Annotated in this window: 8 protein-coding genes; all 8 read right to left on the minus strand. The window is 63.4% G+C overall.

What is annotated here, in order from left to right; translation table 11 throughout:
- Positions 1–3,378 precede the first annotated feature (3,378 nt).
- Positions 3,379–4,968, minus strand: coding sequence for a ParB/RepB/Spo0J family partition protein (locus HW274_RS12625; protein WP_075253658.1), 1,590 nt, complete (start codon positions 4,966–4,968; stop codon positions 3,379–3,381).
- Positions 4,968–5,870, minus strand: a complete 903-nt coding sequence (locus HW274_RS12630; RefSeq protein WP_003788519.1) for a ParA family protein — start codon at positions 5,868–5,870, stop codon at positions 4,968–4,970. Before HW274_RS12630 ends, HW274_RS12625 begins: the two co-directional genes overlap by 1 nt.
- A gap of 107 nt (positions 5,871–5,977) precedes the next feature.
- Complete coding sequence (gene rsmG, locus HW274_RS12635) at positions 5,978–6,622, minus strand: 16S rRNA (guanine(527)-N(7))-methyltransferase RsmG (RefSeq protein ID WP_020992091.1); 645 nt, start codon at positions 6,620–6,622, stop codon at positions 5,978–5,980.
- 2 nt (positions 6,623–6,624) lie between these two features.
- Positions 6,625–7,239 carry a R3H domain-containing nucleic acid-binding protein gene (locus HW274_RS12640; RefSeq protein ID WP_075253657.1) on the minus strand — a complete coding sequence of 205 codons (615 nt, stop codon included), beginning with the start codon at positions 7,237–7,239 and terminating at the stop codon, positions 6,625–6,627.
- A 50-nt stretch (positions 7,240–7,289) separates the two neighbouring features.
- A complete protein-coding gene (gene yidC, locus HW274_RS12645) occupies positions 7,290–8,474 on the minus strand; it encodes a membrane protein insertase YidC (RefSeq protein ID WP_075253656.1) in 1,185 nt (394 codons plus the stop codon).
- 93 nt (positions 8,475–8,567) lie between these two features.
- Entirely contained in the window at positions 8,568–8,852 is a 285-nt protein-coding gene (yidD, locus tag HW274_RS12650; RefSeq protein WP_070510270.1) for a membrane protein insertion efficiency factor YidD, read from the minus strand.
- 23 nt (positions 8,853–8,875) lie between these two features.
- Positions 8,876–9,244: a ribonuclease P protein component gene (gene rnpA, locus HW274_RS12655; RefSeq protein ID WP_003788509.1), complete on the minus strand. Its 369-nt coding sequence runs from the start codon at positions 9,242–9,244 to the stop codon at positions 8,876–8,878.
- A gap of 1 nt (position 9,245) precedes the next feature.
- Positions 9,246–9,383 (minus strand): 50S ribosomal protein L34, encoded by a 138-nt coding sequence (gene rpmH / locus HW274_RS12660; RefSeq protein WP_003788507.1) that lies wholly within the window; start codon positions 9,381–9,383, stop codon positions 9,246–9,248.
- Between the last annotated feature and the right edge of the window lie 596 nt (positions 9,384–9,979).

A 9,979-nucleotide genomic window follows, 5' to 3' on the forward strand; every position in this document is an offset into this window, starting at 1 on the left:
ATTCCAGCCCCGGCCCTGCTCCCCAGCGCTACGCACCATACCGAGCGGCGCGTTGCTAGTGCACGATGGCGATCACCGTCCTCTGTTCCTCCTGCCCCGAGAGCGGGTGGGCAAACCCCGGTGACGACCCCGTTCGGAACAGTTGGGGAAGGGCTCCAAAGGCCCCAGAAGTTCCAGTGCCTGCCTACGAAGCCTGACGAACGAGCTCAACACCCATGGCCTCCGGTATCTGGAGCATCCACTCCGATCTCCCGCGCGTCCGGTCGATCAGCGAGCCCGCGATACCCTTCATGCCCTCTGATCGATCGGCACGCATTCCGGGCTGCCGTGATGAACCAGATCGCTCCGCGCACCGCCTACCCTGTTGATCTCGCGGTTTCACGTGAAACCTGCTCCGAGCCATCACATTAGTAGAGCGTCGGCACAGTCAAGACTCCGCTATGCCCTCCGCGCGGTCAACATCATGCACCGATGCGGAGGCGGTGCAATCACAGTCCAAGTGGAGGAGTCGAGCCACCTGCTGCATGGCTCCGTGCCCAACATTGACTCTCGGCACATGCAATCAGGAGCATGACCGACTTCTGTTCTTCGCGTCGGAGCGTGTGTGGGACCCTCTCGCCGTATTCGGCGCTCGGGGACGAGCGATACCTCCCCCGGGGGACACCTGAGCATCCCGTCATCGCACGCCAGTATGAACTCCCGCATGTACTGCCGTGACGTCCGCCGGCCGAATCCGGACGAAAGCGACTCTTCAGCGAATCGCCGCGGTTTCACGTGAAACATGCCCGGCACAAGCGCAGCACTCATGTACATGCTCGGTTCGGCCGGAGGAGCCCAGCGGCTTGCTCCTGTCCTCAGGACCAACCGGCGATGCTCGGCACAACCCCCGCGCCTCACACTGAGCTCCTGAACTTCACGCCACTAAGAATGGCGAGTAACGCGTCATCCTCGTCTCTGGCGAGAGACCGGCGTTATCCCCCCGGTAAAAGGCTGGTAGGCCGGCTGTCACTCGCGCGCTGCAAACCACATGTGTACTGACATCATGCGGACAAGGAAGATGATGAACGAGAGCAGACCTCAGCCGGTTCTCTTCCGGTTTCACGTGAAACCGGCCCCAGCCCCCGGGGAACGCCGCCATACCGTCCACGTCAGTCCGGAGGCACACATTGTCGCTGTCAGATTCGCCGTGTATCTCCAACGCGCAGCACTCGGTCCGCCCCGACCAAAGCCGATGCATCTACCACGTTCTTCCACGGCAGCAGGACGTCTTCCACCCCACCGGGCACGACCTACTCAACGGAAGACCGCTACCGGGCACAGAGAATCGGCATCAGGTTGGTCCTCACGTGCTACGGCATATGCCCTACCTGCCTCCGAGAAGGGAGAGGCCATCACGTCTCAGCCAGCAGCTTGGAATCATGCCTTCTGCGTCTCGGAGACGTCTGCAGACGTCTCACGAAACATTGCCGTCGGACGCTTCACTATTGGTTTCACGTGAAACCGACTCACGAGCATGGTGTGGGCGTCATGGCGGAGCGCCGACGTCACCCCCGCGGCCCGCACTCCCAGGATAGGTAGGCACGGTGCCGCTCTTGTCGCTGAGTGGCACGCCCAGCAGGCCTGTGAGTAGCAAGGAGCCCCATCCACGCCTCAGCACTGCCCACCATGCAGAACTCCACCCTCGACGCCCCGCCTGGTGCACCAACCGATGCACTACAGGGGACGTAGGAGACACAAGCAATCCCCACCGTTGGAAAGCGAACCAACGCCTCCCCCGGGGAAGGGGCTGAGATGCCATGACCGACACCTCATCGGCTACGTGCGCGCACCACGTCGATTAGAGGAACCTCGACGAGAACTATCCTCCATCATCTCCCGGCCGGTTTCACGTGAAACCGGCGATCCCGAGTAATCCGTATGAGTTCCCTTGTGCGCCCTCATCTGCCGTCCATGGCTGACGAATCGAGGGCACTATCGCCCCGCGGTTGTGAGTCCCACTGAGAAGCGGCAATCTTCTGCCGCCAGTATGTCGGGCCACGATGAGGCTGCGATGCCCCGCAGAGCACCACCCCTACCCCACGGGGAGGGGAAGAACTTCGACCCGCGGTTTCACGTGAAACCAAGGGAATCCGTGCACTCCCCATGACCGTCGGATCCGACGTGTCGGAGCAATCAACGATGCATAGGCTCATGACGACGTGCCCGGCACTTCAGGACCCAACGACCCCGTTCTTGAGCCGTTGACGAGGCCGACATTGACCGTGCCTGTGAATCCGTGTGAGCGACCCACGCCGGTTCCGAGCGGACCTGGCAACGACTCTAAAGAGCGCACACGCGTATAGCCTCATCCGAGCCATCGCCTGTACAACGCCGCGCGGGAGGCGTCGTGACTCTGCTCCTTGTCATACGCACTCCTCTAGTGACGCCTGAGAACCGCGTCGACCGACACCGCTACACCTCGATGCGGACGCGCAACACAGCCTCCGCGACGTCACGACAACCTCTTCCCGTGTTTCACGTGAAACCTTGAGAGTACTAGGACCCGTCCATTCCTGGTCTCCTCACTTCTCAGACTCTGCTCGGATAGGAGTGTGGGGGCGGTTGTTCATCATCTGGGGCTGAACCAACAACAGCTTCTGGCGAAGCATTGACTTTAACGGAGCTCACATCAACACCGCTTCCACGCCGCGAACCAGTGGCCAACGCTGGTTTCACGTGAAACAGAGGTAGTATTCCAGCGACGCTCCCTTCTCACTATGACGGCAGAACCGTTGTGGTCAGCGCTGCGGTCACCGCACTTCGGGCTTGATCGACCCCGCGGGGTCATGGTGGCCTGGCCCGGCGTTCTCAGCTGGGGGCCGGCCGGACCTTCCCTTACTTGCCCCTAGACTCCAGCACAGAGGCGCGAGGCGGAGCGTAAAGGCCGGTTCCGCCCCCTCCCCAGGTCGGCCCACTGCACGAGCGTTGGGACGCTTTGGGGAGGGCTCATGTGCGCTTTGCCTAAGCGGCAAGCACCATTCCCACCAGCGTCTCAGATGCGATGACCTCCCAAGCTCTCAGACGTCATGAGAGGACGCATCACTCCCACCTCGGCCAGTCAACCGTTCGCGGGTGTCCATGTGTCTCAGCAATGACGTATCACTCGGTGTCCACATGTTTCACGTGAAACCCTGGACCGACGAAATCAACGTTCAGCACCGTGGGTGACGCCCTGAGTTCACCCCACATTATTGGATCACCGATGAGTACCGCTGTGTTTCACGTGAAACACAGCCGTCGTCCATCCATGTCTCCCCATCATGGTGATTCAGCGAAGACGGCAGTGGGGCCGAGACACTCAGTGTCTCGGCCCCACCGTGCTCGAAGGATCAGCGCAGACTACTCCTCGTCAAGAGACGTTCCCGGAGCCAGCGCGTCGACCAGACGAGCGAGGTCCTCATCGCCTGCGAACTCAATGGTGATGCGCCCCTTCTTCGCTCCACGGGTCACCTTGACGCGAGTATCGAAGGCATCGGACAGCCGGGTCGAAAGCGCCGGGAGAGGGGTGCTCCGAGCACGCAAGACCCTCGGCTGGTCCGTTCCCGGCTCGGGCTCCTCATGCAGCGCAACCAGCTCCTCCGTGGCGCGCACTGACAGTCCCTCGGCAACCACGCGCTGAGCGAGTCGTTCCATCTCCGCCGCATTGGGAAGACCCAGAAGCGCACGAGCATGTCCGGCTGAAATGACATTCGCAGCGAGCCGACGCTGCACCAGCGGCGGCAGCTTCATGAGGCGCAGGGTATTGGAGATCTGAGACCGAGAACGGGCAATCCGCTCGGAAAGCTCCGCGTGGGTGCACTGGAAGTCCTCCAGCAGCTGCTGGTAAGCCGCGGCCTCTTCCAGGGGATTGAGCTGAACACGGTGCAAGTTCTCCAGCAGCGCGTCACGCAGCAGGTCGACGTCGTCCGTATCCCGAACGACCGCCGGAATCGTCTCCAATCCGGCTTCCTTGGAAGCGCGAAGACGCCGCTCACCCATAATGAGCTCATACCGAAGCTCCTCTCCCGGAGCAGTCGGCACCTGGCGCACCACGATCGGCTGCAGCAGACCCACTTCAGCGATCGAGGCCGCCAGCTCGGCGATGTCCTCTTCGTCGAAGACCTGACGGGGCTGACGGGGATTCGGGTGGATCAGCCCCACCGGGATCTCAGCGAAGCGGGCACCGGGGACAGGAACGAGATCATCGGCGCCTGTATCCGCCGTCTCCTCCTCGGCATCGGTCCCTTCGGACGCCTCAGTTCCAGCGTCAGCCGAGGCCGCCGTCAGATCCTCCTTGGTCCTCTCCTTCTCAGCATCGGAGTTCCCGTGATCGGCAGCCTCAGGCTGCTCCTCCTCCGTTTCACGTGAAACCTCGGGGACCACAGGCGTAGATTCCGGTTGAGAAACCGACGTCGAAGCGCTCTCCTCCTGGACATCTTCAACCGTCGAGGCCTCATGCGAAGGCTCCTCCACCACAGCGGGGACTGCCTTCGTTGCCTTCTTGGTTACTCGCTTCGGCGCGGCCGATGCACTCCGCTTCGCTGAGCCGGCAGATGACGACTTCTTCGCGGTCTTCTTCTCCGTCACCTCCGCAACAGTCGTCGAATCCGGCGTGGTTTCACGTGAAACCGGCTTCTTCTGCTTGTTCTGAGCACCGGTCTTGGATGCGGTCGTGGATCGAGTCGAGCGACTCTTGGATCCACGCTTCCGCTGAGACGGAGCCAGGAGAGTAGCGGCCAGATCGCGAGTACTGCGCGCCTCGGCGGCCGGCTCAGGCTCCGGAGCGTCATGCGTGGCCTGGGAAGCCACATCCTCATCACGCGACTCGTCCTTCCGGGAGTCGGGGAAGAACACATCGGAAGGACGAGACGCAGCAGGTACCTTCTCCTTCTGCGCCTCGGGAATCAGCGCCTGCAGACCTCGTCCCAGTCCGCGCCGTTTCTGAGCCATCAGGCTTCCTCGCCTTCAATTCGGGGAGCGCCCCGCAGAGCGACCTCACGAGCCATTTTCTTATACGCAATTGCGCCGGTGGACCGGGGATCCCAGAACACCACAGGAGCACCGAAGGAGGGGGCCTCGGCAACACGGATGGAACGCGGCACCTTGGTGTCCAGCGTCGCATCAGGGAAATAGGAACGAACTTCGGACTCCACCTCACGGGCCAGGGTGGTGCGTCCGTCAAACATGGTGAGCACAATCATGGAGACTCCCAGTCCCGGATTGTGAATACGCGCGATCCTGTCAATGGAGCGCGTCAGCAGGGCGAGGCCTTCGAGAGCGTAGTACTCGGCCTGCATCGGAATAAGCACCTCGTCAGCAGCGACGAAGGCGTTGATCGTCATAATGCCGAGGCTCGGCGGGCAGTCGATGATGACGTAGTCGAGGGGCTCCAGACCATCCGTTTCACGTGAAACCAGGTAGTCCACCAGCGCACGCCGCAGTCGTGACTCACGCTCAGCAGTGGAGATGAGCTCTATCTCAACCGCAGCCACGTCAATAGTCGCAGGCACACACCACAGGGACTCGCAGAATCGCGTCTTGGCGACGACATCCTTGATCGGCATGGCGTCAACGAGGACGTCGTAGATGGAGGCGCTGTCCTCATCATGCTCCACCCCCAGTGCAGTGGAGGCATTACCTTGAGAGTCGGCATCGATGAGCAGAACGTGCAGCCCACCTTCAGCTAAAGCCGCCGCAAGATTCACCGCGGTCGACGTCTTTCCGACGCCGCCTTTCTGATTGGCGACTGCGATGACACGAGTCCGCTCGGGATGTGGGAACTCTCCACCCGCTACCTCGTCTAACGCGAGGTGCTCGGCCTGGAGCTGATCGAAGATAGACGATCCGGACAAACCTGCTTCTCCTCGGACGGCGACCCAACAGCCCGAGCCAGTCGGGCAGTTACGAGTCTACGCGAGCAGGTCGATCCTTACGCGTTACACCGAACGCGCGCCGTATCTCAACGGCTCTTCGGGCGGCGAATCTCAACCACAGCCGTTGTTTCGTCACCGGCGGTGACAACCTCATGAACGACAGCCACTGATAACTTAGCCTTCTTAATAACATATTTGGCGTCGTCGACCTCATCCTGCGCCCGCATCCCCTTGAGGGCGAGCAGGGCACCCCCCGGTCGAAGCAAGGGCGCCGTCAGCCGCACGAGCTTGGACAGGTTCGCCACTGCGCGAGCCGTCACCACGTCATAACGGTCCTTGACCTCCTCGGCCCGGGCCCGCCGGATGGTCACATTGTCCAGGTCCAGCTCCTCGACGACGTCGGAGAGCCACTGTGTGCGCCGCTCCATCGTCTCAATGAGCGTGACGTCGAGGTCGGGGCGCAGCAGCGCGACGACGATGCCGGGGAAGCCGGCCCCGGATCCCACGTCGGCCACGCTTCCCCGGGCCGGCAGGAAGGGGACCACGGCCGCCGAGTTGACGATGTGCCGGGTCCACAGGCGGGGAAGCTCGCGCGGCCCCACGAGACCGCGCAGCTCACCCTCCTCAGCGAGCATCTGCGCGAAGTGCTCCGCCGCGGAGAAGGAGACCCCGAAGATCTCCCGCATCTCCGCCGTCGGCTCCTCCACCTGGGCCCGCTGCTCCTCACTCATGCTCAGGCCTGCTCCGAAGCGGAGTCGTCAACCGCGTCCTCGGCGTCGTCGTCCACACCCTCCTCATCGGCGGGCAGGACCACGACGTAGCGGTGCGGCTCGGCGCCCTCGGACTCGGAGACCAGTCCGGCGGCAGCGACGACGTCGTGGCACACCTTGCGCTCGAAGGGGTTCATCGGCTCGAGGCTGACGGCCTCTCCCGAGGTGAGGACCTTGGTGACCGCCTCCTGGGCGACCTTGGTCAGCTCGGTACGTCGATCGGCGCGGTAGCCGTTGATGTCGAGCATGAGCCGGGAGCGGTTGCCGGTGCGCGCCTGGACCGCGAGGCGGGTCAGCTCCTGAACGGCCTCGAGAACCTCCCCGTCGCGTCCAACGAGGTCAGCGAGCTCGCGCTCGTCACCCTCCTCGGAGGCGACCACGGCAATCGAGGCGCGCCCGTGATCGATGTCGATGTCAATGTCACCGCCCAGGTCGGCGATGTCGAGGAGCTCCTCGAGGTAGTCGGCACCGATTTCGCCCTCCTCCTCGAGGCGCGAGACAGTGTTGCTCACGGGGCTGCTCACTGCCTCATCCGCAGCCTGGTGGGAGGAGTCGTTACTGTGCTGCTCACTCATCATGTCATCCGTATCTGTGATGGGAACCGGGTTATCTGGCCGCTGAACACGTATCAGCGGTTGCGCTTCTTCTTGGCCTGGGCCTTGCGTCGGGCCGCCGCCTCGCGCCGCTGACGGGCACGGCGCTCATAACGACGTCGAGCGATCTCCTCATCGCTGAGGCCACCACTCTTGGACGAGGTCGAGTCCTTGTCCTCATCAGCGTCCTCGAGCTGCTCGACATCGGAGTCATCGGCGAAGGCCTCACTGCGGGACTCGCCCTGACCGCCGGACTTCTTCTGCCGGTTCTTGCGCACCGGCTGCACCCGCTGACCTCCGGTGCGTCCCTCGGCCTCGGCCTTGGCGATCGCCTCGGCTCGCTCCTCCTCCTCCAGGGAGGGCAGTCCCTTGCGGGCCCGCTTGGCGTTGATGCGGGCGCGGTACTTCTTCTCGGCCTCGCTGCCGGGGGCGGGCATGTTGCGGATGGTGAAGAACTGCTGGCCCATGGTCCACAGGTTGGAGACCACCCAGTAGACGAGCACACCGATCTGGAAGTGGACGCCGGAGACGGCGAAGATCACCGGCATCACGTACAGCATCATCCGCTGGGAACGGATCATGGGGTTGTCGGAGTTGAGGGAGTCCGTCGACATGTTCTTCATCGACAGCTGCGCCATGGTGTACCACTGCGTCACCGACATGAGGACGATCATGGCGACCGTGACGATCTTGACCCGCGTGTCGGTGCTGCCCAGGAAGGCGGAGGACAGGCTGGCACCGAAGACGCTGGAGGCCTGAACCTGCTTGGCCAGCTCCATCGTGAGCGGGCCGATCGAGGAGCGACCGTAGTGGCCGGTGGCAACCGGGCCCAGGGAGGCCAGCACCCGGAACAGGGCGAAGAAGATGGGCATCTGCACCAGGATCGGCAGGCAGGAGGCCATGGGGTTGGTCCCGTGCTTGCGATAGAGCGCCATCATCTCTTCGTTCATGCGCTGGCGCGACTCGGGATCCTTCTTGCCCTTGTACTTGGCCTGAAGGGCCTGCATCTCGGGCTGGAGGAGCTGCATCCCGCGGGAGGCTCGGATCTGCTTGACGAACAGCGGCATGATGAGCAGCCGCACCACGATCGTCAGACCGATGATGGACAGCACCCAGGCAACACCCGGTCCGTCGGGGAAGCCGATGAGGACCAGGGCCTTGTGGATCGTGACCATGACCCAGGCCACGGCCACCTTGAGCGGCCACAGCAACGTGTCCATCCGTACTCCTTGTATGAGGGTTCTCGTGCGAGAGGTATCAGTGTGGGCTCAGGGCTTGAGCCGGCGTCGTGTCCGCCGGTTCAGCGGCTTCGGTCAGGGGTCCTCGACCGTGAACCTCGGAACGTCACGGGGATGGTGGTATCGCCACTGCCCCTTGTCCGGAACATGGTCGACTCCACCGCGGGTCAACGGGTTGCATCGCAGCAGACGCCACAGGGCCAGCAGCAGGCCTTTGATCGGACCATGCACCTTGAGCGCCGTGACGGCGTAGGCCGAGCACGTGGGGTAGTAGCGACAGGAGGCCGGCAGGGCGGGCGAGATGAAGCGCTGGTAGAAACGCACCGGAGCCACGAGGACTCGCGTCAGCCATCCGCTCATCGCTACGCCCGCAACCGGCCGGCTCACCGCCGGTGCCCTTCAGCTTGACGCTCCCGGCACCGGCTCAGAAGCCGATCCAGGTCCCGTCCCAGGGTGCTGCTGTCGGCGCCGTCGGCACCTGCCAATCCGCGCACGACGACGCGAGCTCCCGGTTCCAGGGAACCGACCCGCTGCGCCATGAGGGCTCTGACCCGGCGCTTGACGCGGTTGCGGCGAGTGGCCAGCGGGACCTGCTTCTTGGGCACGACGACGCCGACGAGAGCCGGGGAGTCATCCCCTCTCCCGCCGGCGTGGTAGTGCACGACCAGCCTGCGGTTCCCGCAGCGCGTACCCCGACGAATCGCGGTAGTGAAGTCCTCACCCCGCGCTAATCGGTGCGCCGCGCCGAGCACCTCAGGCGGCGAGGCGAACGCGGCCCTTGCGGCGCCGCGAAGCGAGGACGGCGCGGCCTGCGCGGGTGGACATGCGCTTACGGAAGCCGTGCACCTTGGCACGACGACGGTTGTTCGGCTGGTAGGTCCGCTTGCTCACGGGCTTAACTCCTGCTTGAGGTGATCGGAACAGTGCATCGCGAGGTTCGCGGCACTGTCGCTCGTGCGGCTGCCCCATGGTTCGGGACCTGACTCCGCGCGAACGTCTGCAACAGCCTACGTTTGGCCCTCTTGCCGGTCAAACGAATGTGGCCGACTGTGACCACTGTGACCGGTGGCGTCATCCACATCCTCTCCACACTCCGTCCACAAGCGGGGTCGTCCGTGTCCACGGTTGTGGGAAGGACTCCGTCCACACCCTTGCGGATATGTGGATAACTCCTGGATCTGTGCGTACCGACTCGAAAGCCCCGTCAATGACGACACTTCTGTCATTCCGCGGGCTCGCAGCAGATCATCCGGGCCATCCATACCTACTGTTTTCAGAGTTTATTCTGAACGTTATCTGTGAGCCGTCGCTCGGTGTGTCCCCAGGTGTGGACAAGGCTGTGGAGAACCAGCATGATGGGACGCCTGGCCGAGACCTTCCGGTTCGCCAGTTCCACACAACCCTGTCATCATCGACGCAGGGCCCCGGCCGGCGTAGGTCGGGTTGCAGTTACCGGGTTCACCAACCATGCCGATCAGGAGTCCGTC

This window comes from Actinomyces sp. oral taxon 169, from assembly GCF_013394715.1.
Lineage (GTDB): Bacteria > Actinomycetota > Actinomycetes > Actinomycetales > Actinomycetaceae > Actinomyces.